Here is a 23,246-nt window from a genome sequence, read left to right on the forward strand (position 1 = left end):
ATGTTTGCACTGCTAAAGTGCGTTGTTTTATTTCCTCATATAATGAAGAAATTAATTTGACGTACTGGTTGGTTCGTTCAGTTTTCAAAGATCAATTTTTGAGCCTGTCTTTTATCGACAGTAATAGAATTATAGCACATTATCGAAGAAAATGTCAATAGTATAATAGATATTTTCTTCAAAGGGCTTTGTTTGAAAAACTTTCGCTCAAGAAGCGACAAAACCTATATTACAGATTTTCTTTTTGATTGTCAACACTATATATGAATTTTTTAAGATAGTCTCATAAAAGCAAATGGAGCTGTCCTTCTGTTGTGTAGGACAACTCCATGCATTTATTATGCAGCCGTAACATAATAGATGTTTTTCTTTCTTTTCTTCCGGAAGATATTTGCTGCGATTCTTGCTCCTCGGAAATCATCGCTTATGACAAGTACGTCTTTTGGGCAATCAAAATGTTCCTTGAGTGCCCGCGGCAAGTAACTAAGCGGAATATTTTCTGCACCCGGATAAGGCGAACGGTGGGCAGAAATATAATCCCGGATATCTATAACACAGAAACGCTCATCTATGACAACTGGTTGTTCGATTTTTTTAAGTTTCCATCTAGGAACAGCATACCGAGTGACAACCACAATTGTCAGACTTATAACTAACGCAATCAATAATTCCACTTTCCATTACCCCTTCTATCTATTTAGGTTGGGTTTCCCCGTCCCAGTTCATCATACCGCCTTCTAAGTTGCGCACCTTGAATCCCTGTTGATCCAAGTACTGGGCAGCGTTCATACTGCGTCCACCAGAACGGCAAACCATAATATATTCCTGATCTTTATCTAAATTATTTGCAGCTTCTGGAATATCCCCTAAACGAATGTGTTTTGCTTGCGGGATCATTCCTTGCGCTACCTCATCATCTTCTCGAACATCGATGATTTGGACATCTTTATTTTCTTTTATCATATCTTGCACTTCTTCAGGTTTATATTCATGAATAGCCATCTTGCATTCCTCCTTAAGAACTTTTACCTTCACTAATTTTAAGCAATTTTTTCATAATGTCAAGGGATAGGTACCGGGGTATGAAAAGCTTATTCATTTATACTATATCTCATTTACTTATAAATTAAACAAATATAGCTGAGCGAACCATTAATAGGCTGCTCAGCTATATAATTAATTAGCCACGATATTAACAAGTTTCCCTGGAATAGCGATTACTTTTCTGACTGTCTTCCCTTCCAGCCACTCTTGGATCTTTTCATGCTCAATTGCTTGTTTTTCCAAATCTTCTTTGGAGGCTTCTTTTGAAACTGTCATCTTGGCACGCACTTTGCCCATTACCTGAATAACAATCTCTACTTCATCTTCAACTAATTTAGACTCATCATAAGCCGGCCATTCTTGATAAGCAATTGTACCTTTATTGCCTAATTTGTCCCATAACTCCTCTGCCAGGTGTGGTGCTACAGGTGAAAGAATTTTCACAAAACCTTCTATATATTCTTTTGGCAATACTTCTGCTTTGTAACCTTCATTAACAAACACCATCATCTGGGAAATCCCTGTGTTAAAACGGAGTTCTTCAAAGTTTTCGGTCACTTTTTTGACTGTTTCATGATAGACCTTTTCCAGTGTCTTATCTGACCTGTCTGTCACCTTTTCGGATAATTTCTCACCATCAGCAATGATTAGACGGTAAATACGATCAAGGAATCGGCGTGCGCCATCCAATCCATTAGTCGACCAGGCTACAGAGGCATCAAGTGGTCCCATGAACATTTCATATAAACGAAGGGTATCTGCTCCATGGGAATCTACGATATCATCCGGGTTAACAACATTACCTTTAGACTTACTCATTTTTTCGTTATTTTCCCCAAGTATCATCCCTTGGTTAAATAATTTCTGGAATGGTTCTTTGGTAGGAACGACACCAACATCATATAAAACCTTATGCCAGAAACGGGCATACAATAAATGTAATACAGCGTGCTCTGCTCCTCCAATGTAGATATCGACAGGCAGCCATTTCTTTAGTTTATCGTAGTCGGCCAGTTTCTCATCATTTTGTGGATCAATATAGCGTAGGTAATACCAACAGCTTCCTGCCCATTGTGGCATGGTATTTGTTTCCCGTCGGCCTTTCATTCCTGTTTCCGGATCTGTTACATGAACCCAATTATCAATATTAGCTAATGGGGACTCTCCTGTACCAGACGGCTTGATTTCTGTCGTTTTCGGCAATACCAACGGGAGTTCCTGTTCGGGTACAGGGGACATGGAGCCATCTTCCCAATGGATCATCGGAATCGGTTCACCCCAGTATCGCTGACGACTGAATAACCAGTCGCGTAGACGATAGGTCGTCTTCTTCTCCCCTTTACCGTTTTCAACAAGCCAATCGATCGCTTTTTGAATGGCTTCTTCTTTATCAAGCCCATTCAACATACCGGAGTTGATGTGTTTGCCATCCCCAGTATAAGCTTCTTTATCAAGATCCCCACCTTCAACCACGGCTATAATCGGTAAGTCATATTTTTGTGCGAATTCATAATCACGTTCATCATGAGCTGGCACGGCCATGATCGCGCCACTTCCATAAGTCATCAGGACATAGTCTGCCACCCAGATCGGTACCTTGTTGCCATTGATTGGATTGACTGCGTATGTTCCTGTAAATACACCGGTTTTATCTTTAGCAAGATCGGTACGTTCCAAATCACTTTTTGCTTTTGCAGTTTGCAAATATTCATCTACTTCAGTTTTTTGAGCATCTGTAACAATTTTTTCTACAAGTGGATGCTCAGGAGCAAGCACCGCATACGTAGCTCCATATAGTGTATCCGGCCGTGTGGTGAATACTTCGAAGCTTTCGTCGTAGCCATCAATATCAAAAATTACTTCCGCTCCTTCTGACTTTCCAATCCAGTTGCGTTGCATATCTTTAATGCTTTCCGGCCAATCGAGCTCTTCTAAATCCTCGAGGAGACGATCCGCATACTCCGTAATTTTAAGCATCCACTGCTTCATCGGACGTCTTTCCACAGGATGGCCGCCACGTTCGCTTTTTCCATCGATTACTTCCTCATTGGCTAAAACTGTACCAAGGGCAGGACACCAGTTGACCGGCACCTCATCCACATAAGCCAACCCTTTTTCATATAGCTTAAGGAAAATCCACTGGGTCCATTTATAATAATCCGGATCAGTAGTATTGACTTCACGGTCCCAATCATAAGAAAACCCTAATGATTTAATTTGACGGCGAAAATTATCGATATTCTGTTTCGTAAATTCAGCTGGATCATTTCCAGTATCAAGGGCATATTGTTCAGCAGGAAGTCCGAATGCATCCCACCCGATTGGATGGAGTACTTCATATCCTTGCATCCTTTTCATACGGGAAACAATGTCTGTCGCCGTATACCCTTCCGGATGGCCGACATGCAGTCCTGCTCCCGAAGGATAAGGAAACATGTCAAGTGCATAGAATTTCTTTTTATCGGATGAAGCATCAGTCTGGAAAGTCTTTTCACTGTACCAGTAGTCCTGCCACTTCTGTTCAATTTTCTTATGGTTAAAAGCCATAGCCTTTCCTCCATTCTCTTTTTAGATATAAAAAAGCCTCTCATCCCATAACTGGGACGAGAAGCTTGTATTCCCGCGGTACCACCCAAATTGACGTATAACACGTCCTCTTCAGCATCGGTAACGGCGATGAGCCGACAAAAGCTACTTGCATTCACTTCTGCAACATCCAAGGCGAGTTCATCAGTTACAAGGCCAGCTTACACCTGCCGCTGACTCTCTGAATTTCTTGCAGGCTGATTACTATTCCTCTTCCAAGTCGTTGTATGAATATATCTATCCGTATCTTAATGAAACGTGCGGGCTTTGTCAAGCAATGGCAAAAGGAGTCACGTAGCGATATCCCTTTTTGTAAAGGAAAAATGGCTGACTAACAAAAATACAATCAAATAGAGCATCAATACCGTTACAGAAAACAGCGGGCTGATTCCTTCTATCATTGGATTAGGCTGTAAATATTGGCTAAAGTCCGTATGTGTGAAAAGATAAAACTTGACAAAAGCATATTCTTGAAACAAGAATACCAGTTGCTGACCGGTAAACATAAGGAAAATCGATAATCCAATGGCTAAAGCGTTGGAACGGGACAGGGTGCCAATCATAAAAGCGAATGAAGTCATGATGATCATATTTACAAAAGCAAGACCATATAAACGAAGGGATTCAATCCAAACCGACTGTTCCACAATGTTATCGCCAACCATTGTGAGCAATACACCATCACCTCTTTCAAGAAACATCATCCCTCCAATAATGGCCGCAAGATAGGTAATGAGCGCTAACGTAAGAGAAAATAATAATGTAGTGAAGTATTTTGCCCACAATATTTTCCCTCTTTTTACAGGACGAATCGTCAATAATTTGATCGTTCCCCACGTAAACTCTGAAGCGACAATACCAGAGGCGATAATGACTGTGAATAACACCGCAAATGTAATATTGCTTTTGGAATCCAGTAGATATTGAGTAAAGCCGGTATGTTTGGGAGGAGGGATATCTTCCTCAAGACGGTGCTGAGCAATAGCCACCTGATCTTGATAATATATTTTTTCCTCCATATTTTCCGATTGAGCTGCTTGCTGTTCATATACGTTCATTTGCTGGCTGACTTGTTCCTCCCATGGCATGGACTGACTTTGTTGATTATTACTCCAGCTGCTCACAAAAGCAAACAAAAATACAGCTCCCATTAAGATGGCAATAAGAATATAAGTGCTGTTCCTTTTGAAAATTTTCATCCACTCATTTCGAATGAGACGGCTCATTTCAAACAATTTGTTCCCCTCCTGTCATTTCTAAGAATTCTTCTTCCAGGGTTTTTTTATGAGGAATGATTTCATAAACATCGATTCCGTTTTCTATGAACGTACGATTGATTTGCGCTGCCTGTTCTTTTTCCAGGTTAATCATTAAGCGGTCATCCATTATTTCTACTTCGATATCCTCATCATTATCTTTTACTATTTGCCATGCTTTCTCTTTATCGGATACTTTGAAAAGAAAGACTTTTCGTTTGTCCTGGTCACTCCCCTGTACAGACCGTATGCTGATTAACTTGCCTTGCTGGATGATTGCGATACGGTCGCACATCAATTCGATTTCTGAAAGCAAGTGACTGGATACTAAAACAGACACACCATCTTCAGCCGCTATTTTTCTTAAATACATGCGGAATTCTCTTATTCCTGCAGGGTCAAGCCCATTTGTCGGTTCATCAAGTATCAAAAACTTAGGCTTATGAAGAATAGCTTGGGCAAGGCCTAACCGCTGCCTCATTCCAAGAGAATAAGCTTGTACTTTATCATGAATTCTTGACTCTAAACCGACTTGCTTCACTACTTCTTTAATACGCTCTTTGGAAATATTGCCTTGCAAACGGGCAAAGTGGACCAGGTTTTGATAACCAGACATGAATTTGTACATTTCAGGATTTTCGACAATTGCACCGACCTGAGAGATGCTTTTTGTATAATTTTTGTTAAGATGATACCCATCAATGATTACTTCACCGGAGGTTGCCTTCATTAAGCCCACCATCATCCGAATCGTTGTTGTTTTTCCTGCTCCGTTGGGTCCTAAAAACCCAGTTACCTGCCCAGGGTAAAGATCTAAACTCAAGTCATCGATAATTGTTTTACTACCGATTTTCTTCGTTAAGTTTTTCAGTTGGACAACCGGTTGCTCATTCATATTTAGTTCTCCCTTCATATAATTGCTTCATCCAATCTACGACACTGATTTGATATTCCATTCGGATGTCCTCTGTAGACTGTTGTCCCAGAATCTTTCCTTTTCTTAATACGATCACTTCATCAAGTAAAGCCTCGATTTCATTAATTTCATGGGTAGTGATAATCAGGGTCTGGCTTTGTAAATCGATATATTGAATCATACCCTGGACAATCGAAGTGCGCACCATCGGGTCAAGCCCTGAAAAAGGTTCGTCCAGGAGAATATATGGTGCATTCCTGGCAAGAGTGACTGCCATCTTTACTCTTCCCCTATTCCCTTTGGAGAGATGTTTGATTTTTTCGTCACCTTCTATATGCATTAACCTGAGGATGTCCCTCGCTTTCTCTCGATGGAAATCTTGAAACTGACTTTCATAGAAGTCCACCAGCTGGTTCACCGTGAAAAAAGGATAGAATTGATCGATATCCGACATATAGGCTACCTTCGTACTTATTTTGCGATCTGCGTGCTTTTCATCAATAAGTACTTCTCCATTAGTCGGCTGCAGCAACCCGGCTATCAGCTTAAGCATCGTTGACTTTCCACTCCCATTTTCCCCAATGACTCCAATAATCTTCCCTATTGGAAAGGAAACATCTATGTCATCTAAAGCCTTTTTCAACAAATACTTTTTTGATACATGCTGCAATTCAATCATCGTTTTCCTTCCTTTCCTCCTGGTACTGCGATAGTCCTTCGACCATTTCATCTACAGTGAACCCCAGTTTGCCCATGTCTTGAACAAAGGCTTCTATATACAACTGTTTCATTTCCGTGCGGAGTTCTTGAAGACGCTCCAGATTTTCTGTGACGAAAGTACCTTGCCCTCGTTTTGTTTCTACGATTCCTAAATGCTCCATCTCTCTATAGACGCGTTGCATCGTATTCGCATTCACTCCTGTCTCTACTGCAAACTCTCTTACGGATGGTAATTTATCTCCTGCAGTGCGATCACCTCGGATGATTTCACTGGAAACTTTATCGATCAACTGCTGATAGATAGGTTTATCCGGCTTGAATTCCATCACCATGACTTACACCTCTACCTTTCGATCCATCAAAACAATGCTGAGGATGTATAAAACAGTAATCGCCAGTACCCAGGCCACTATCTCGCCCAGCACGACAGGAATTCCTCCAGGCATACCTCCATGAACAGTCACTCCAAACACACTTAACAGGTCACTAGAAACACTTTCTATATTAATGTTTATATATCCCCATCCGACTATCTGTTCATAAAAAGCTGAAGAACGAATTGTGGAAGTGATTCCAGTAATAGCTACAAATAAAATAATAGAAATGACGATACTGAGACCGCCGAGATACGTTTTCAATACCTGATGGATGACCCATAAGAACAACAGCAATACCGCCAGTAATAATGCCTGTCCAATAATAAACATAGTTGCGATAACGACCACCAGGAATAATTCACCGAACGTCAAAACTACCCATTGCTTGGCAGTTAATACAGTTATTAAACCAAATATCGTCATCGAAACCACCATGAATAATAAGGACTGGAGAAACTTCACTCCGACGAGTATGGCTGCTGATTGCGGATTATGAAGAAACAATTGCAACTGGTCTGCTTCCCGGTTCAAACTGTAAATGACCAGTGCCGCTAAAATGAACATATGGAGTACGAGTACTACTCCGGTTATCATAAACAATCTAGCCTCTTGTAAGGAACCAGACACACCGATTGCAAACACTAAACCTACAATCAATACTACGAAGTAATAAACTTTCATTAATGCCCATTCTTTTTTCCATAAGCCTATAAAAGCTTTCCCTATCACAGAAACCATCCCTTTTCGCATTAGTGTACTAGTTAAATAGTACACTAATACAAAATTGGAAGCAATAGCATTTAAGTAAAAAGCTCCCGCTAGTGGGATGAACATGATCAGTGAGATCCCGCAAAGCGAAACCTGAGGAAGCTCACCGCACGCCCATGGAAAACGAGTGATTTCCCGGACCTCCAGAGACTCTCAACCGTACCAGAAACAGGTTCTCTCGAAACTGAGTCTTTAATTAAAGGGAGCTTAATTGTAAAATCCAGTATGAGATTTAATAAAGCTAAGCACAAAAAAACGGCCGGAGCGGCCGTTCTTAACTTACCGATGTTCCAGGTCATTTTCATCAAGGATCATATCATTCAGACATTGACTGACTTGCAGATGCAGCCGATGCAATTGATCCTTTTGCTGATGGTTGGAACTATGCATCAATTTATCAATTTCCATTTCTGTCTGTTCCAAGCTTTGTTGTGCTTCCGTATAACTGGCTGTCAGCGGATAGCCATTCTGGTTGGCAAGAGACAATTCGTATTTCGCTTGCTCTAACCTCTGTTCAGCCTCCTGGATCATCATTTCGATCGACGCTCTCGTCGCCATAGCAATCACCTCACCCATTAGCTTGGTTAAAAGTTGTTTTTTCATACGTGGATATTGGTAGTAGCTTCGATCAATGCTAAAATTGATTATCATTAATTTTCAGGAAAGAGGAATTAGAATGATATTAAAAAAGGTACTTGCTTTTGCTCATGACTTAATGAAGTCAGCCATCAGGGCAGGCGATACTGCTGTGGATGCTACTTGCGGAAACGGCCATGACACACAGCTTTTGAGCAAGCTGGTCGGTGAAACAGGACATGTTTATGGTTTCGATATACAGGAATCAGCTATCACCAATACACGAGCTAAATTGACAGACACCCAACTGGAACAGGTTACACTCATTCAAGACAGTCATAAAAAAATCGGAACATATATAAAAAAAGAGCACATTACCTCCTTGAAAGCAGCGATTTTCAACCTTGGCTATTTGCCAGGGAGCGACAAGTCCATTGTCACTACCCCGGGCTCAACATTGTCTGCCATAGAACAACTGCTTGATCTTCTTCAGCCCGAAGGCGTAATCGTATTAGTGGTTTATCACGGTCACCCTGGAGGCACGGAAGAAAAAGACCAGCTGTTAGAATACGTGCAAAACTTAGACCAGCATTCATTCCATGTACTGCAATATGGATTCATCAATCAGAGAAATGCCCCACCGTTTATACTGGCAATTGAAAAACGAAAATAAAAACCCGGATAGTCGCTTACAGCGATTTTCCGGGTTTCAACATATGATATACCTTTGTATTATAATGAAAAAACTTCGCCTTCCTACCACTGACTTTTAATAAGTCACGCACAAATGTCTTTGCATTTTGCAGTCTGCTCACCTTTCTATCAGCAAGATACATCCCGACCAATCCTTCCTGAATCATCTCATGAAACTCAGGATCAGGCAGCAGTTTAGTCCTTGCTTTTGTTTCTTTCACAAAATATACAAAGCGCTGTCTCATTTCCTCGTCAGTTTCGTAATAGGAACAGAAATTGAGGTCACCTTCCATTTCATCCTCCTGCTGGTCAATATAATAATCCAGTAAAATATGCAGACCTTGTAAAAAAGGAAAATAACTTTCAGCCACTTTTTTGGCAAGAACTCCATTCATTTTCCCGCCTAGTGTGTAAGAAACGAGACAAAAGATTCCAAGTGTCGATCCAGTACAAGCAGAAAACTCATACCACTTCAGGTGTTTTCCAGCCTCATATTGCGAGAACCATGTCTGCAGCCTTGGAACCCTCTCTTCCTCCACCACGTGTTTATGTACTTGCAAATCATTATATAAGTTCCCTAACTGGACGACCTGCGGATGAGCTACTTGATAATCCTTCGGTTTAGTCAATACTTGCTGGCATGTTTGTACAAGCGATTCAAGATAACCGCCATCATTTTGATCTTCCCGGAACTGATAATAATTTTTCACAGGATTTCCTGGGGTCAATGCATCGGTCATTGCTTGATGAAGCATGCGGAAATCTTTCGGATCCATCGAAGTGCTGCGGTCACAAAGGTTGTCCAAATAATCACTGATGGTTTGATAGGCTACAATGAATTTAATTGCTTGTTTCCACTGATCTGCAGCTAACAAGCTGTAAATCGATCCGCCCTCACAATGAAATGTCTTTGCGGCAATACTTGCTAATGCCTGTTTACGCAGTTCCTGGTTCGGGATTGCTTTCGCTTTTGTAATCCAGCCATCCAGCTCCTTACGGACTTGCGGAAAGACGCTGCGATACACATTCGTCATCATCATCCACGCGTTTGTTGGTGTACGTACAGCCAATGATTTCACCTCTCCTTGCGCCCGGTTTCTTCCGCTTTCTGTTTCATGAATACTACAATATGCCGAAGAACCGAGTCTCGTTCTGGCTCATTTAAAATTTCATGATATAAGTTTGCCCATTCTTTATAACTTTTTTCACTGATATCCAATTGATTGAACCATCGTTTCGTCTCTTTGATATCCACCATCATATCCTCTCCAGCCTGTACGACTAGTGTCGGCACATCCGGAAACTCAGAGAGCTGTTTGAATGCAAGGTTGATGGCTCGTACAAATTCCCAATACCACCGGACTGAAACTTTTTCCAGTATCAATGAGTCTCCTTCATCTGCTTCGATAACTTGCTCATTACGAGTCACTTTTTCAGTAAGGATTGGAGCTTCCACTTTATATTTAGGATAGACCGCGTCAAGAACACGGGAGACCAGCTTCACCGACTTTCTGGGTTCGTTCAATATGCCAAGGCCAGGTGAGGATAAGATGACCCCCTGAATTTCCGGGTGCTTCTCTTCCATCGTACGGATTGCCACCAGGCCACCCATGCTGTGACCCAAAAGAAATATCGGCAGCCGAAATTTTGCTGCCTCTTCCAGCCAAAAACTTACTGTATCGATATATTGATCAAAACGGTCGATATGACCGCGGCGTCTTGTCGATTTCCCCTGACCAGGCAAGTCTCCATATACGACATGAAGACCTTGCTGTTGAAAAAGAGAGGCTATTTCATCATATCTTCCTGCATGCTCAAAAGCACCATGGACGATCACTACCACCCCTACAGCGTCATCTGCGTACATTTTTTTCATCGGTTAATCTCCTTTATCAGCCATCGAATTTGCTATACTGTTAATAACTATATTATAAGGGGGATACCCATGATTTGCGAATATAAAGGAAAGCACCCGAAAATTGCATCCTCCGCTTACATAGCAGAAGATGCAGTCGTTACAGGAGATGTCACTATCGGAGAAAACGTCAGTGTTTGGTTTAAAACCGTCATTCGCGGCGATGTTGCTCCTACCTACATAGGGGATAATGTCAATATCCAGGACTTAAGCATGCTCCATCAAAGTCCGAATAACCCACTTATATTAGAAGAAGGTGTTACCGTCGGACACCAGGTCACCCTCCATTCTTCTGTAATAAGAAGGAATGCCTTAATAGGGATGGGGTCGCTGGTTTTAGATGGAGCTGAAATTGGGGAAGAGGCCTTTTTAGGTGCTGGAAGTCTTGTTCCCCCTGGCAAAAAGATTCCTCCACGAACACTGGCATTAGGGCGTCCAGCCAAAGTCGTCCGTGAACTTACTGAAGGGGATTTTTCAGAAATGAACAGAATCCGCAGGGAATACGTCGAAAAAGGCCAATATTATAAAAACCTGCGCAATAGTGATAAGTCTTAAAAACATTAAAAATTCCCTCCAGCATTCGCCGGAGGGAATTTTTTCCTTAATAGGTAGGTTGCATAATTAGCTCGGAAACTTTGAAATAAACATCAGCAAACCAACGAGCGACGTTTAAATGAAAGTCAACTTGCTTTCTGGTTTATCTTCATTGATTAAGTCTTCAATAGGATGACGACGTTCCACAAAAATTTGATGCCACAGCATGAACATCAATACGGTCCATACCTTCCGGCTATAGTCTCCCTTGCCCTGGCAATGAGCTTCAAGTAGATCAAGTACATACCCTTTGTGAATGTACTGATCCGTTTCACTTTCATGAATCAACAGCTTCGCCCAATCGTATAACTCATTTTTCAACCAGTGGCGAATTGGTACCGGGAAGCCAAGCTTTTTACGATCCAATACGTGATCTGGGACAATTCCACGAGAAGATTCGCGTAAAATACTTTTTGTGGTGCCATTGGCGATTTTCATATCGACAGGAATAGCCCTTGCCACATTGAAAACTTCCTTATCCAGGAAAGGTACGCGTAATTCCAATGAATTTGCCATCGTCATTTTATCAGCCTTCAGCAGAATGTCACCGCGCATCCACGTATGAATATCTACATACTGCATTTGATTGACAAGGTCGTATTTACCAGCTGTTTGATATAAAGACTCTGTCACTTGCTGGTAACGGAAATTACGGTAGTTGCGAATGAGTTTCTGCTTCTCTGCTTCTTCAAACATTTTTGCGTTTCCAATATACCGGTCTTTTAAAGGTGTAGTTCCCCGTTCGAGAAAGCTCTTTCCTTTAACTCCTTCAGGCAGGATTTCAGCAACCCGCCCCAATAAATGTTTAGCCGGTTCAGGTATTGATTGAAAGACTTTCAACGATTCAGGCTCTCGGTAAATATTATATCCACCAAATAGTTCATCCGCACCTTCTCCTGAAAGGACGACGGTGACATGCTTCCGTGCTTCCCTCGCAACAAAATACAACGGTACACAAGCCGGATCAGCCAGGGGGTCGTCCATGTGATACATAATTTTCGGGAGTTTCTCGATATACTCTTGTGGAGTTATCGTATAGGAGATGTTCTCTACTCCCAGCTTGTCAGCTGTTTCTTTGGCCACATCGACTTCTGAATACCCCTCTCGCTCAAATCCAACAGAGAATGTCTGGATGCCAGGGTTGTATTCTTTGGCCATCGCTACGATCAAGCTGGAATCGATGCCCCCAGATAAAAATGATCCGACCGGCACATCACTTCGCATATGCTTGGATACAGAATCATACATAGCTTGTTGAATTTGTTCAATCCAGCTGTTTTTATCCATTGATTTCGGCTCGAAGGTTGCGTGCCAGTATCTGTTAAATTTTACTTCCTCCCCTGGCTTTTGGATAAAATAATGGCCAGGAGATACCTTCTTGATATCTTCTGTCATCGTCCATGGTTCCGGAACGAATTGAAAGCTTAGATAATGGTGCAATGCTTCAATGTCGACCTGCTCGCGATCCCGTACGAGCGTAAGACTTTTCTTTTCGGAAGCAAAATATGTCCCTCTTTCATCCGTGGTATAAAATAGCGGTTTGATTCCAAACGGATCACGAGCTCCGTATAACGTCTGTTTTTGTTTGTCCCAAATCAAAATGGAGAACATGCCGCGTAAATCGCTGAAGGCCTGCTCACGCTTATGATGGAACAAAGCGGTTATGACTTCTGTGTCAGACTCGGTTGTAAAATCTAATCCTTGATTCTCTAATTCCTCTCTAAGCTCCACATAATTATAGATTTCTCCATTAAACACTATCCAATAGCGCTCATCTTCATAACTCAATGGCTGTTGCCCGCTTTCTATATCGATGATACTAAGGCGGCGAAAGCCCAAAGATATATATTCATCGTGATAGAACCCTTCATCATCGGGTCCACGATGTGTAATATAATCGTTTTGTCTCTGAAAAGTTTCTAATTCTTCCTCATTCATCAGATGAGGCTGGTTGCGAATCAACCCTATGAAACCGCACATAATTGGCCCACCTTCTTCATAATTTCTTTATATCTTCTGTCAAATTATATCACAGAAAAATATCATTAAACGATATACTTAATTTTCCCATCTGCACGAGTAGTAAACCTACTCAAAAAACGGACCAAACCATTGGAGGCATGATCCGCTTTCCTATTATTAATCATTCAATAATTTTTTGAGTTCTTCAGCTTTATCCGTCTTTTCCCAGGGAAACGCGATATCCGTACGACCGAAGTGACCGTATGCAGCTGTATCACGGTAAATCGGACGACGCAGGTCAAGCATTTTTATAATGCCTGCCGGACGCAGATCGAACAGTTCACGTATTTCGGCGACTAAACGCTCCTCGCTGACTTTACCTGTCCCAAACGTATTGATAGAGATAGATACCGGCTGCGCAACTCCAATTGCATAAGCAAGCTGCACTTCACATGCGTCAGCAAGACCTGCTGCTACGATGTTTTTGGCAACATAACGAGCTGCATAAGCTGCGGAACGATCAACTTTAGTTGCGTCCTTTCCACTGAAAGCACCTCCGCCATGGCGGGCATAGCCACCATAAGTGTCAACAATGATTTTACGGCCTGTTAACCCGGCATCTCCTTGAGGGCCGCCAATGACAAAACGGCCTGTGGGGTTAAGGAAGTACTTGGTATGTTCATCAATCAATTCGCGCGGAACTACCGGCTCGATAACATGTTTTTTCAAATCTGCCTGAATCTGTTCCAATGTAATCTCTTCTGCATGCTGAGTCGAGATAACGATCGTATCTACGCGCATAGGTCGATCATTTTCATCATATTCAATGGTCACTTGTGTTTTTCCATCAGGGCGGAGATAGTCTAAAGTACCATCTTTACGTACATCGCTTAAGCGCTTGGAAATTTTATGGGCAAGTGAAATTGGAAGCGGCATAAGTTCTTCCGTCTCATTATTCGCATAACCGAACATCAACCCCTGGTCACCAGCACCAATTGCTTCTATTTCGCTGTCACTCATTTTCCCTTCACGGCTTTCCAAGGCCACATCAACGCCACCAGCAATATCTGGTGATTGCTCATCGATCGCAGTAAGTACAGCACAAGTTTCGGCATCAAAACCGAACTTAGCTCTTGTATAGCCGATTTCTTTTATCGTTCGACGTACAATACTCGGGATATCCACATACGTACTAGTTGTGATTTCACCTGAAACCAGGACAAGTCCCGTAGTCACAGTTGTTTCACAAGCCACACGGGCATTAGGATCGTTATTTAAGATTTCATCTAAAATGGCATCAGAAATCTGATCACAAATTTTATCAGGATGTCCTTCTGTGACAGATTCCGAAGTAAATAACCGGCGATTCGCAGGCATGCTAACAAACTCCTCCTTTATTATGTGCACAAAAATTAGACGGAACTTCTCTCCCAGTACGAATGGGAAACCAACCATCTCTTCAATCATATTTTTATAACTCCCCGTATCAGGGAAGCTCGATTATGGTTTTATAAAAAAGAAAAACCCTTCCTATTGATGAGGAAAGGGGGTCTGCTTCCTTTCGCTCTTATCGTTCAAGGATCGTTCCTTGCTACAGGTTAGCACCTTTTCACATTCGTGATGGTTGCTGAGGTTTCATCGGGCCTGTCCCCTCCGCCGACTCTGGATAAGAGAGTATCCGTTCGCACTATATCGTAACCAAATCCACCGCTGTTGTCAATTAACTGCTTCGATTATGCAGATCGCATCTTCCATTCGGACACTTCTCTTTAAAGAATTTATATCGGTTCTTAGCTATCCAGCTGTATAAAGGTTTTCCCACTAATGCCATTCCAGGAAGACTTCCTAACAATCCGATGAGAGCTGTAGCTGGGGAGTAACGGAGCATGGTTACTACGGCATGATAACCTTTCTACTTTGTTCCATCTCTTTTTATAATATGGATTTCCTGTTTGATTGCCGTTTCTTCTTTTTGTGGCAAATTAGTTTCCTTTTTATAAGCTTGCAATGGTTTCCACTGAATGTTGTGACACCAGTCCAGTCGCTGAAATATTCTTTTTGACTGTTGGCAAAGATAACACTGAGCATCATATAAAACCATAAGTTTCAATCAATATTCCCCCTGTCTTTTCTTATTTTTATTATAGTCCTATTAAATCTCAGTGTTGATTTTGCAGCTAAAGCTCCCTTTACTTGAAGACTCAGTATCGAGATAGTTGGGTCCGTTACCATGAGAGGAATAGGATGGTCCGGGAAACGACTCGCTTTCCAGCTTCATCGCCTAGACACTCGCGACATAAGCAGTCCATCAACGGGGAGAAAGAGCCCTTCCCTTTTGCTGTTCTGCTTATGCGTGTCCTGTCTCCCAAGGCGATTACGCATTCATTTCTTTCCAGCTTCATCGCCTAGACACTCGCGACATAAGCAGTCCATCAACGGGAAGAAAGAGCCCTTCCCTTTTGCTGTTCTGCTATGCATGTCGTGTCTCCCAAGGCGATTACGCATTCATTTCTTTCCTGCGGGGGATCTGGCAAGCTTCCTCGGGCTAAAGCCCTACGGGATCTCGCCTAGCCCTTCTCCCACTGGAGTCTCGCCGTTTCCCTGCCCATCCAGCCAGTTTTGTAATAAACGTCCCTTTCAAAAAAAGAAAGAGTGTATAGCTGAAACCTTCATCTTGAGCATTTACAAAAAAGGTAGAGGGCACAAAGTCTTCTTTCTATCATCATAGGGCAGTTACCACAAGTGTGATTTCGAGAAACTCCAATGGGAAGGTACGGTAGGGAACGGCGAGACTCTTCGAAAATGCTACGCATTTCCTTCGTGCGGTGTTTCTCAAGGATGATAATTCAAAGTCCTGCGGGATGAAAATGACAGGTGAGACCCCGACAGACGAAGTCTGAGGAGGCTCAGCGCATGCCCGCGGAAAGGGAGTCGTTCCCCACCGGACCCTTATTCAGACAAACATCTCGAAATCAAGTCTTAGAATTTACGGCCCTTTAATTGAATAAGCCTTTTATAAAAAATCAACAATAACGTTTTACAAAACCTATATTATAAAGAGACTTTTATTTGGTGGAGTTAATTTTATAAAAAGGGGTATCGTTTACCATAAGTGAGTGAAGGTATACACCCCACTTTCCCCTCAACAATATGCATGAACAGTGTTACATTATATAAGAAGAAATAAAATATGAAAAAAATATGACAGTAACAAAAAATAGTATGGACTAATAGAATGAATGTGTTATACTAATAATCAAATTAAACCACACTTGGTTTTCCAATAGGTTGAATCTTAATGTAAAGGCGGGTTTACGCGATGACAATTATAAATCAAATGTCCCAACTCTCTGATTTGGTATCACAAGAGAATGTTTTGAAAAACCTTTCTGTAGCACGATTGGTTGAAAAAACTTTACATCGAAATGAAGGCGTTCTCACATCGACAGGTGCTGTCCGCGCTACAACTGGTACTTATACCGGACGCTCGCCTAAGGATAAATTTATCGTTAAAGATGATGTTTCCGATAATACAGTGGATTGGGGCCCGGTAAACTGTGCAATCGATGAAGATGTATTTACTCGTTTATATCATAAAGTACTCGATTACTTAAGTGCTAAGGATGAAGTTTTTGTATTTAACGGATATGCCGGAGCAGATGAAAATTATAGACTCCCGATTCAGGTCATCAATGAATTGGCATGGCACAATTTGTTCGCAAGACAGATGTTCATCCGCCCGACGGAAGAAGAATTAACAGAACATGAAGCGGAATTCAGCGTAATTTCTGCTCCCAATTTCAAAGCGGACCCAGCAATTGACGGGACCAACTCCGAAGCTTTCATTCTAATTTCGTTAAAGCATCGAATCGTGCTGATCGGTGGTACGGAATACGCAGGAGAAATCAAAAAATCTATTTTTTCCGTTATGAACTACATGCTGCCTAAGAAAAACGTGTTATCCATGCACTGTTCTGCCAACGTAGGGAAAGAAGGCGATGTCGCTCTGTTCTTCGGCCTTTCTGGTACAGGAAAAACCACTTTATCGGCTGATCCATACCGCCGTTTGATCGGTGATGATGAACACGCATGGTCTCCGAAAGGCGTATTTAATATCGAAGGTGGCTGTTACGCGAAAACCATTAATTTATCGAAAGAGAAAGAACCACAGATCTATGATGCTATCCGGTTCGGATCTGTATTGGAAAACGTCATTTTGGATGATGAATCACGTAATCCCGATTATGATGACACATCCTTAACGGAAAACACACGTGCGGCTTACCCGATTGATAATATCGATAACATTGTTCTTCCAAGTGTTGCAGGCCATCCGAATACGATTATCTTTTTAACTGCAGATGCCTTTGGCGTTTTACCACCAATCAGTAAATTATCGAAAGAACAGGCTATGTATCATTTTCTCAGTGGCTACACAAGTAAGCTTGCTGGAACGGAACGAGGAGTCACATCACCGCAGGCGACGTTCTCTGCTTGTTTCGGTTCTCCATTCCTTCCATTAGCCCCTGCCACTTACGCAGAAATGCTTGGTGAAAAGATCGACCAATATAACACAAATGTCTTTCTAGTCAATACAGGATGGACTGGAGGAGCATACGGTGAAGGGAATCGCATGAAGCTTTCCTATACCCGTGCAATGATCCACGCAGCCTTAGAAGGGGAACTGAATTCGGTTGAAACTCACGTAGATGACATCTTCGGATTAGAGGCGCCAATGCAAGTACCTGGTGTACCGGATGAAGTATTGATTCCAAAGCAGACCTGGAATGATCCAGAAGCTTATGACCAAAAAGCAAAAGAATTAGCGATGAAATTCCATGAGAACTTCGAAAAGTTCACCCATGCAAGTGAAGCCATCGCTCAAGCTGGCCCGGCTTATCGAGGCTAGTATGACTATTGTTTCCTCATCTCCTCATATATATAAAGAAGCGGATACGTATCATGCGTGTCCGCTTCTTTTACTTTTGGTGCAGCCATTGACACATCCTTTTGACTGTTTCCCGGTTCGTTTTTGGGGGAAAGTAGTGATCGGTATCCGGGAAAATCCAGCTCTCGTACCGTTTATTAGTAACCTTCATAGCTTCTTGCAGGCGGTAGGCATGCTGGATGTCCACATTTTCATCCTTCGCACCATGAATAATCAACAAATCAGCGTCCATTCGACTTAGCTCATGAAGAGGTGTCCTGGCAAGATAGCGATCAGGATATTTTTTTGGCGTGCCACCAGTCACCCTTTTCATCATCCGCCGAAGATCTTCCCGTTCCCAGTACGTGAGCGTAACATCACTGACTCCACCCCAGACTACCACTTTTTTTACTTGGGGCATCGCAATTGCTGTCCATAATGCCATCACTCCTCCACGCGAAAAACCAAAAACGAATATATCATCCCCTACTTTGGGGTGATTCTCCAAAACATGTATACCGGAGTATGCATCATGCCTGTCAGTTAGAGCGAAATCCTCGCTTCCTTCTCCACCCAAATTACCGCGGTAGAAAGGAGCAAACACTACAAACCCATGAGCTGCAAACTGAATGATCCTCCCTATCCGGACCTTCCCGACATTCTTTATTCCCCCACGCAAATAAAGAAATCCAGGATAAGTACGTTCATCCTTCGGTTCAACCAGAAACCCCTTCACTTTCAGCCCTTCACTCAAATAGGTAACCATGTGAACATCAAAATCGGGATGAGGTGAAGGGAATTTCAGTCGGTCCACCACTTCGCCATTCATCCGAACACCTCCTTAACGCAAGCCGTGATTATTTTTCATCTGGGCGTTCACACATTTTTTCAATCACACATAAACTACATTAGTTATTCTAACCAACATCATACAGGAGGAGCTTTCCGAATGAAAAATATCCGATTAGCGGGAATCGTCTTGATGACAATTTTGCTGACTATTACCGCAGCATGTGGACAGCAGCAAACTACCAGCTTGAAAGTTGCTGAAGTCACTCGTTCGATTTTCTATGCCCCGCAATACGTCGCTTTGGAAAAAGGATTCTTTGAAGAAGAAGGATTGGAAATTGAGCTTAATACTACATGGGGCGGGGACAAAACAATGACTGCCCTTTTATCTGATGGCAGTGATATCGCACTGGTCGGTTCCGAAACCTCTATTTACGTACACGCTCGAGGAGCGAATGATCCAGCCATCAACTTTGCTCAATTGACGCAGACAGATGGAACATTTCTTGTCGCCCGGGAAAAGGTAGAGGACTTTGAATGGGAGGACTTGAATGACAGCACCTTCCTTGGCCAGCGTAAAGGCGGGATGCCGCAAATGGTAGGAGAATTTGTTTTGAAGCAACATGACATCAACCCGCAGGAAGATCTGGAATTGATTCAGAATGTCGATTTTGCCAATATACCAAACGCTTTTGCCTCAGGAACAGGGGATTATGTTCAGCTATTCGAGCCGACAGCCAGTATCTTTGAAAAAGAAGGCGTAGGTCATATCGTCGCTTCATTTGGTGAAGAATCCGGTCATGTGCCTTATACCGTATTCATGACAAAGGAAAGCTTCATCAATCAAAATGAAGAAGCAATCCATAAATTCACGCGAGCTATCTATAAAGCACAGCAATGGGTTCAGGAACACTCTGCTATGGAGACGGCCAAAGTCATCCAGCCATACTTTGAAGACTCAGAACTGGATCTGATTGCCACAGTAGTGGACCGTTACAAAAGTCAAGGATCGTTCGCAACAGATCCTGTTTTAGATGAGGAAGAATGGAATAACTTGAAAGCGATTATGGAAGAAGCAGGAGAACTACCGGAAGATGTAGATCATGGAACTCTAGTCAATACCAATATTGCTGAGGAAGTTATCAACGAATAGGAGGGTTCCCCCATGCCACTGTTGACCGTCAACCAGGTTTCACATCATTACTATTCTAAAACAGATTATACTAAAGCTTTAGAAAATATCAGTTTCACATTGGATCAAGGGGAATTCATTTCGATACTGGGGCCAAGCGGCTGCGGAAAAACAACCTTGCTGTCCATCGTTGCTGGTCTGATTTCACCAACCCGCGGAGAAACCATACTGGATGGGGATTCGGATCGAAAGGCGGGCAACAAAGCACATATGGGTTATATGCTTCAGCAGGATTATTTATTTCCTTGGAAAACCATAAAAGAAAACGTCCTTCTCGGACCAAAAATCAATAAAAAACACGATGCTTCCATGGATCAACGAGCGAAAAAGATGCTTGAAGAAGTTGGTTTGCAGGATATTGGAGATTCCTATCCCGATGAACTTTCCGGCGGTATGAGACAACGTGCCGCCCTAGCCAGGACGTTGATTACGGAACCGAAGCTGCTCTTATTGGATGAACCATTCTCAGCTTTAGATTTTCAGACAAAACTTCGGCTAGAGGATTTTGTTTCTCAGTTACTGAAACAATACAATAAGGCAGCATTGCTTGTCACACATGATATCAGTGAAGCGATTGTCATGAGTGACCGCATCCTATTATTAAAACCACGGCCGGGAGAAATCCAGGAAATATTCAAGATGCCCGGTGAACTTAGGAATCTCCCTCCATTCCAAGCCCGTCAACACCCATCGTTCCAGGAAATCTTCGATGAGGTATGGAAGGAGATGAGCGCGCTTGAAACAAGTTGAAGCTACAAACATGGAACTGCATCAAGCTTATGTTAAAAAATTAAAGACAGAGCAACGGTGGATTCGTTTTTGGCAGGCTGCTATATTTGTATTCTTTTTCAGTTTATGGGAAGCTGCCAGCCAATTTCAGTGGATCGATCCGCTGCTATTCAGTTCTCCAAGTAAAATCTACAACTTATTCATTGCCAAAATAAGCGACGGTTCCCTATGGGTCCATCTAAATGTAACATTGTTCGAAACCATAGCGGGATTCATTATTGGTACCATTGCAGGGATTTTGTTAGCGGCAGTTCTCTGGTGGTCGAACCGTTTTTCTAAAATCATTGACCCTTATCTCGTCATTCTCAACGCGATGCCGAAAGTAGCCCTTGGACCGATCATTATAGTGGCCTTGGGCCCTGGCTATATTTCTATCATAGCCATGGGTGCGATCATATCGATCATCATCACTACATTGGTTGTCTATAATGCCTTTCAGGAAATTGACAGTAACTATATTAAAGTATTGCAAAGCTTAGGGGCTTCGAAAAGGGTCTGTTTCAAGGAAGCTATCTTTCCTGCATCTTTTCCTACAATGATATCGTCCTTGAAAGTAAACGTCGGGCTCTCCTGGGTGGGGGTCATCGTCGGTGAGTTCCTTGTATCAAAACAAGGCTTAGGCTACTTGATCATTTACGGCTTCCAAGTATTCGATTTCACGTTAGTACTGTTCGCTCTCCTGATCATCGCTTTCTTCGCTGCCATCATGTATCAACTCGTTGAGAAACTGGAAAAAAAGCTAATCCGCCAATAACTACGCTAAACGCAAATGAGCACCCGCACAAGTGAATGTGGGTGCTCATTTTACTTATGTTTTCTAAGGAGCGCAAAAACACACTAGACTTATTTAAATAGGGATAGATTAACAGAATCCGCCATTTTCTGATAACCTGCATCATTTGGGTGGAGATGATCTCCCGCATCATACTTTGGCAGGTAGCGTTCTGGGTCCTCGGGGTCTCGTAACGCTTTATCAAAATCTATCACTCCATCAAACTCCCCGCTGGTCCTGATCCAGTGATTTACCTCCTGACGGGTTTTTTCCCCTGTTGACGTGTACATCCCTGAGCCTTTAAAAGGAGTCAAAGTCCCCCCGTATATTTCAAGTCCCTGATCATGAGCAGCATGGATGATTTCCTGCATTCTTTCGATTATTTTTTTAGAGTCATATTCCGGGTGATGTCTGATGTCATTCAAGCCTTGATGCAGGATTACTCCTTTGACACCTGTTTGACTGAACACATCCCGCTCCAGCCGACTCAACGCATTCTCACCTTTTCCAGGCGGACTATTGATCAGTTGATTTGCTGAAATACCTGCATTCAAAATTGACATTTGGTTGTCTGCATTTTCATTGTTCATACGATTTGCTAAATAATCCGGCCACCGATGGTTTGCATTCACTTTTGAATAATTACCATTTGCAATAGAACTTCCCAGGACAACAATTGAGCCTTGAACAGAAGAATCAGCTAATACGTCCACTCCATCCATCCAAAACCACGCTTCTTCTTTTGTTTTAAACGCCGAATCATCAGAATCGGAAACTCGATTTCTATTTGCAATATAGGTGTTTTGAATGGAACGCGGGTGCCATGTGGCAGGACCGCTCTCTTTATCAACATAAAGACTAACCGCAACATTTTTACCTCTTTTAACTTTAAGAGGAATAGCATCACTAAATACTTTTTCCCCAGGCGGAATTGTTACCTTTTGCTTACCATCAAATGTAACTTTCGTATCCGTTCCTGGGACAATTTCAGCTTCTTTATTTGAGATAGCTGCATGCACCGATTCAAATGTCAGGGGAGTTGAACCAAATGTATTAGATAAACGTATACGCATCTTTTCACCGTCAATTTGAGGGTGGATGATCAAGCGAATGGTTTGATCTTTAAATCCATTTTGGGAAACCCCTTCTTCAGAAGGTGCCTGCATACTGGCAGCCCAGGCACCAACCCATTGTCCTGTATCTGTTTGTTTTTTCCTGGAATGGTTTTCGTCCCCAGCTTGGAATATGTTAGTAAAAAGAATAAAAGTCAGTGTAATAAGAAAAAGAGCTGTAAACACGTATAAGAAACGTTTCATTTGGTCTCCTTGCCTTTCCTGTTATTATTTTTGTTTATTATAAAACTTGTAACG

The 23,246-nt window shown here is 42.2% G+C and carries 21 protein-coding genes, 1 pseudogene, 1 riboswitch and 1 other annotated feature; of the genes and pseudogenes, 6 read left to right on the top strand and 16 right to left on the bottom strand.

Features of this window, described 5'->3' with window-relative positions:
• Positions 1 to 338 precede the first annotated feature (338 nt).
• From BLV00_RS15215 to BLV00_RS15255, 9 genes are all read right to left on the bottom strand, one after another.
• Positions 339 to 674 (bottom strand): rhodanese-like domain-containing protein, encoded by a 336-nt coding sequence (locus tag BLV00_RS15215; RefSeq protein WP_176791603.1) that lies wholly within the window; start codon positions 672 to 674, stop codon positions 339 to 341.
• A 19-nt stretch (positions 675 to 693) separates the two neighbouring features.
• The gene (locus BLV00_RS15220) at positions 694 to 1,002 is read right to left on the bottom strand and encodes a rhodanese-like domain-containing protein (protein WP_093045832.1); all 309 of its coding nucleotides are present in this window, start codon (positions 1,000 to 1,002) and stop codon (positions 694 to 696) included.
• Positions 1,003 to 1,176: 174 nt separating this feature from the next.
• Positions 1,177 to 3,591 carry a leucine--tRNA ligase gene (gene leuS, locus BLV00_RS15225; protein WP_093045833.1) on the bottom strand — a complete coding sequence of 805 codons (2,415 nt, stop codon included), beginning with the start codon at positions 3,589 to 3,591 and terminating at the stop codon, positions 1,177 to 1,179.
• Between the two features lie 49 nt (positions 3,592 to 3,640).
• Positions 3,641 to 3,857: a binding site (T-box leader), on the bottom strand.
• Positions 3,858 to 3,920: 63 nt separating this feature from the next.
• A complete protein-coding gene (locus BLV00_RS15230; protein WP_245728988.1) occupies positions 3,921 to 4,856 on the bottom strand; it encodes an ABC transporter permease subunit in 936 nt (311 codons plus the stop codon).
• A gap of 1 nt (position 4,857) precedes the next feature.
• Positions 4,858 to 5,781 (bottom strand): ABC transporter ATP-binding protein, encoded by a 924-nt coding sequence (locus BLV00_RS15235; RefSeq protein WP_093045835.1) that lies wholly within the window; start codon positions 5,779 to 5,781, stop codon positions 4,858 to 4,860.
• Positions 5,774 to 6,481, bottom strand: coding sequence for an ABC transporter ATP-binding protein (locus tag BLV00_RS15240; RefSeq protein ID WP_093045836.1), 708 nt, complete (start codon positions 6,479 to 6,481; stop codon positions 5,774 to 5,776). The genes BLV00_RS15235 and BLV00_RS15240 overlap by 8 nt, the downstream gene beginning before the upstream one ends.
• Positions 6,474 to 6,854 carry a GntR family transcriptional regulator gene (locus BLV00_RS15245; protein WP_093045837.1) on the bottom strand — a complete coding sequence of 127 codons (381 nt, stop codon included), beginning with the start codon at positions 6,852 to 6,854 and terminating at the stop codon, positions 6,474 to 6,476. Before BLV00_RS15245 ends, BLV00_RS15240 begins: the two co-directional genes overlap by 8 nt.
• A 3-nt stretch (positions 6,855 to 6,857) precedes the next feature.
• Entirely contained in the window at positions 6,858 to 7,580 is a 723-nt protein-coding gene (locus BLV00_RS15250) for a hypothetical protein (protein ID WP_143030735.1), read from the bottom strand.
• 366 nt (positions 7,581 to 7,946) lie between these two features.
• Positions 7,947 to 8,270, bottom strand: coding sequence for a DUF2524 family protein (locus BLV00_RS15255; protein WP_176791606.1), 324 nt, complete (start codon positions 8,268 to 8,270; stop codon positions 7,947 to 7,949).
• Positions 8,271 to 8,343: 73 nt separating this feature from the next.
• Here BLV00_RS15255 and mnmM point away from each other — a divergent pair, with 73 nt between their 5' ends.
• The gene (gene mnmM / locus BLV00_RS15260) at positions 8,344 to 8,916 is read left to right on the top strand and encodes a tRNA 5-(aminomethyl)-2-thiouridylate-methyltransferase MnmM (protein ID WP_093045840.1); all 573 of its coding nucleotides are present in this window, start codon (positions 8,344 to 8,346) and stop codon (positions 8,914 to 8,916) included.
• Between the two features lie 16 nt (positions 8,917 to 8,932).
• On the opposite strand, the gene BLV00_RS15265 is transcribed toward mnmM, so the two are convergent.
• Both BLV00_RS15265 and BLV00_RS15270 read right to left on the bottom strand, forming a co-directional pair.
• Positions 8,933 to 10,006, bottom strand: a complete 1,074-nt coding sequence (locus tag BLV00_RS15265) for a tetraprenyl-beta-curcumene synthase family protein (protein ID WP_245728985.1) — start codon at positions 10,004 to 10,006, stop codon at positions 8,933 to 8,935.
• Positions 10,007 to 10,011: 5 nt separating this feature from the next.
• Complete coding sequence (locus BLV00_RS15270; protein ID WP_093045841.1) at positions 10,012 to 10,812, bottom strand: alpha/beta hydrolase; 801 nt, start codon at positions 10,810 to 10,812, stop codon at positions 10,012 to 10,014.
• 69 nt (positions 10,813 to 10,881) lie between these two features.
• Here BLV00_RS15270 and BLV00_RS15275 point away from each other — a divergent pair, with 69 nt between their 5' ends.
• Positions 10,882 to 11,406 (top strand): gamma carbonic anhydrase, encoded by a 525-nt coding sequence (locus BLV00_RS15275; protein ID WP_093045842.1) that lies wholly within the window; start codon positions 10,882 to 10,884, stop codon positions 11,404 to 11,406.
• A gap of 114 nt (positions 11,407 to 11,520) precedes the next feature.
• On the opposite strand, the gene asnB is transcribed toward BLV00_RS15275, so the two are convergent.
• The 3 genes and pseudogenes from asnB to BLV00_RS22705 form a co-directional block, all read right to left on the bottom strand.
• The gene (asnB, locus tag BLV00_RS15280) at positions 11,521 to 13,425 is read right to left on the bottom strand and encodes an asparagine synthase (glutamine-hydrolyzing) (protein ID WP_093045843.1); all 1,905 of its coding nucleotides are present in this window, start codon (positions 13,423 to 13,425) and stop codon (positions 11,521 to 11,523) included.
• Between the two features lie 159 nt (positions 13,426 to 13,584).
• Positions 13,585 to 14,784: a methionine adenosyltransferase gene (gene metK / locus BLV00_RS15285; RefSeq protein ID WP_093045844.1), complete on the bottom strand. Its 1,200-nt coding sequence runs from the start codon at positions 14,782 to 14,784 to the stop codon at positions 13,585 to 13,587.
• A 187-nt stretch (positions 14,785 to 14,971) separates the two neighbouring features.
• Positions 14,972 to 15,080, bottom strand: a riboswitch (SAM riboswitch).
• A 47-nt stretch (positions 15,081 to 15,127) separates the two neighbouring features.
• Positions 15,128 to 15,508, bottom strand: a pseudogene (locus BLV00_RS22705) (thiol-disulfide oxidoreductase DCC family protein).
• Positions 15,509 to 16,726: 1,218 nt separating this feature from the next.
• Between BLV00_RS22705 and pckA the strand changes: the two are divergent.
• Positions 16,727 to 18,316: a phosphoenolpyruvate carboxykinase (ATP) gene (gene pckA / locus BLV00_RS15295; protein ID WP_093045846.1), complete on the top strand. Its 1,590-nt coding sequence runs from the start codon at positions 16,727 to 16,729 to the stop codon at positions 18,314 to 18,316.
• 70 nt (positions 18,317 to 18,386) lie between these two features.
• On the opposite strand, the gene BLV00_RS15300 is transcribed toward pckA, so the two are convergent.
• Positions 18,387 to 19,163, bottom strand: coding sequence for an alpha/beta hydrolase family protein (locus tag BLV00_RS15300; protein ID WP_093045847.1), 777 nt, complete (start codon positions 19,161 to 19,163; stop codon positions 18,387 to 18,389).
• A gap of 120 nt (positions 19,164 to 19,283) precedes the next feature.
• Between BLV00_RS15300 and BLV00_RS15305 the strand changes: the two genes are divergently transcribed.
• From BLV00_RS15305 to BLV00_RS15315, 3 genes are read left to right on the top strand one after another with little or no spacing between them, the layout of a single operon-like run.
• Positions 19,284 to 20,276: an ABC transporter substrate-binding protein gene (locus BLV00_RS15305; RefSeq protein ID WP_093045848.1), complete on the top strand. Its 993-nt coding sequence runs from the start codon at positions 19,284 to 19,286 to the stop codon at positions 20,274 to 20,276.
• A gap of 12 nt (positions 20,277 to 20,288) precedes the next feature.
• Positions 20,289 to 21,065: an ABC transporter ATP-binding protein gene (locus tag BLV00_RS15310; protein ID WP_093045849.1), complete on the top strand. Its 777-nt coding sequence runs from the start codon at positions 20,289 to 20,291 to the stop codon at positions 21,063 to 21,065.
• A 10-nt stretch (positions 21,066 to 21,075) separates the two neighbouring features.
• Positions 21,076 to 21,858, top strand: coding sequence for an ABC transporter permease (locus BLV00_RS15315; RefSeq protein ID WP_093045929.1), 783 nt, complete (start codon positions 21,076 to 21,078; stop codon positions 21,856 to 21,858).
• An 89-nt stretch (positions 21,859 to 21,947) separates the two neighbouring features.
• Here the strand turns inward: BLV00_RS15315 and BLV00_RS15320 are convergent, their stop codons facing one another.
• The gene (locus tag BLV00_RS15320) at positions 21,948 to 23,192 is read right to left on the bottom strand and encodes an SGNH/GDSL hydrolase family protein (protein ID WP_093045850.1); all 1,245 of its coding nucleotides are present in this window, start codon (positions 23,190 to 23,192) and stop codon (positions 21,948 to 21,950) included.
• Positions 23,193 to 23,246 lie beyond the last annotated feature (54 nt).

The organism is Thalassobacillus cyri (assembly GCF_900107755.1).
Classification (GTDB): Bacteria; Bacillota; Bacilli; order Bacillales; family Halobacillaceae; genus Thalassobacillus; species Thalassobacillus cyri.

Excerpts from the sequence above, each read along its gene's own strand:
- mnmM (WP_093045840.1), top strand. The coding sequence starts at position 8,344 with ATGATATTAAAAAAGGTACTTGCTTTTGCTCATGACTTAATGAAGTCA.
- BLV00_RS15315 (WP_093045929.1), top strand. The coding sequence starts at position 21,076 with ATGGAACTGCATCAAGCTTATGTTAAAAAATTAAAGACAGAGCAACGG.
- BLV00_RS15270 (WP_093045841.1), bottom strand. The coding sequence starts at position 10,812 with ATGAAAAAAATGTACGCAGATGACGCTGTAGGGGTGGTAGTGATCGTC.
- BLV00_RS15230 (WP_245728988.1), bottom strand. The coding sequence starts at position 4,856 with ATGAGCCGTCTCATTCGAAATGAGTGGATGAAAATTTTCAAAAGGAAC.
- BLV00_RS15300 (WP_093045847.1), bottom strand. The coding sequence starts at position 19,163 with ATGAATGGCGAAGTGGTGGACCGACTGAAATTCCCTTCACCTCATCCC.
- BLV00_RS15320 (WP_093045850.1), bottom strand. The coding sequence starts at position 23,192 with ATGAAACGTTTCTTATACGTGTTTACAGCTCTTTTTCTTATTACACTG.
- BLV00_RS15310 (WP_093045849.1), top strand. The coding sequence starts at position 20,289 with ATGCCACTGTTGACCGTCAACCAGGTTTCACATCATTACTATTCTAAA.
- BLV00_RS15220 (WP_093045832.1), bottom strand. The coding sequence starts at position 1,002 with ATGGCTATTCATGAATATAAACCTGAAGAAGTGCAAGATATGATAAAA.
- BLV00_RS15275 (WP_093045842.1), top strand. The coding sequence starts at position 10,882 with ATGATTTGCGAATATAAAGGAAAGCACCCGAAAATTGCATCCTCCGCT.
- metK (WP_093045844.1), bottom strand. The coding sequence starts at position 14,784 with ATGCCTGCGAATCGCCGGTTATTTACTTCGGAATCTGTCACAGAAGGA.
- BLV00_RS15235 (WP_093045835.1), bottom strand. The coding sequence starts at position 5,781 with ATGAATGAGCAACCGGTTGTCCAACTGAAAAACTTAACGAAGAAAATC.
- asnB (WP_093045843.1), bottom strand. The coding sequence starts at position 13,425 with ATGTGCGGTTTCATAGGGTTGATTCGCAACCAGCCTCATCTGATGAAT.
- pckA (WP_093045846.1), top strand. The coding sequence starts at position 16,727 with ATGACAATTATAAATCAAATGTCCCAACTCTCTGATTTGGTATCACAA.
- BLV00_RS15255 (WP_176791606.1), bottom strand. The coding sequence starts at position 8,270 with ATGAAAAAACAACTTTTAACCAAGCTAATGGGTGAGGTGATTGCTATG.
- BLV00_RS15240 (WP_093045836.1), bottom strand. The coding sequence starts at position 6,481 with ATGATTGAATTGCAGCATGTATCAAAAAAGTATTTGTTGAAAAAGGCT.
- BLV00_RS15305 (WP_093045848.1), top strand. The coding sequence starts at position 19,284 with ATGAAAAATATCCGATTAGCGGGAATCGTCTTGATGACAATTTTGCTG.
- BLV00_RS15250 (WP_143030735.1), bottom strand. The coding sequence starts at position 7,580 with ATGAAAGTTTATTACTTCGTAGTATTGATTGTAGGTTTAGTGTTTGCA.
- leuS (WP_093045833.1), bottom strand. The coding sequence starts at position 3,591 with ATGGCTTTTAACCATAAGAAAATTGAACAGAAGTGGCAGGACTACTGG.
- BLV00_RS15245 (WP_093045837.1), bottom strand. The coding sequence starts at position 6,854 with ATGGTGATGGAATTCAAGCCGGATAAACCTATCTATCAGCAGTTGATC.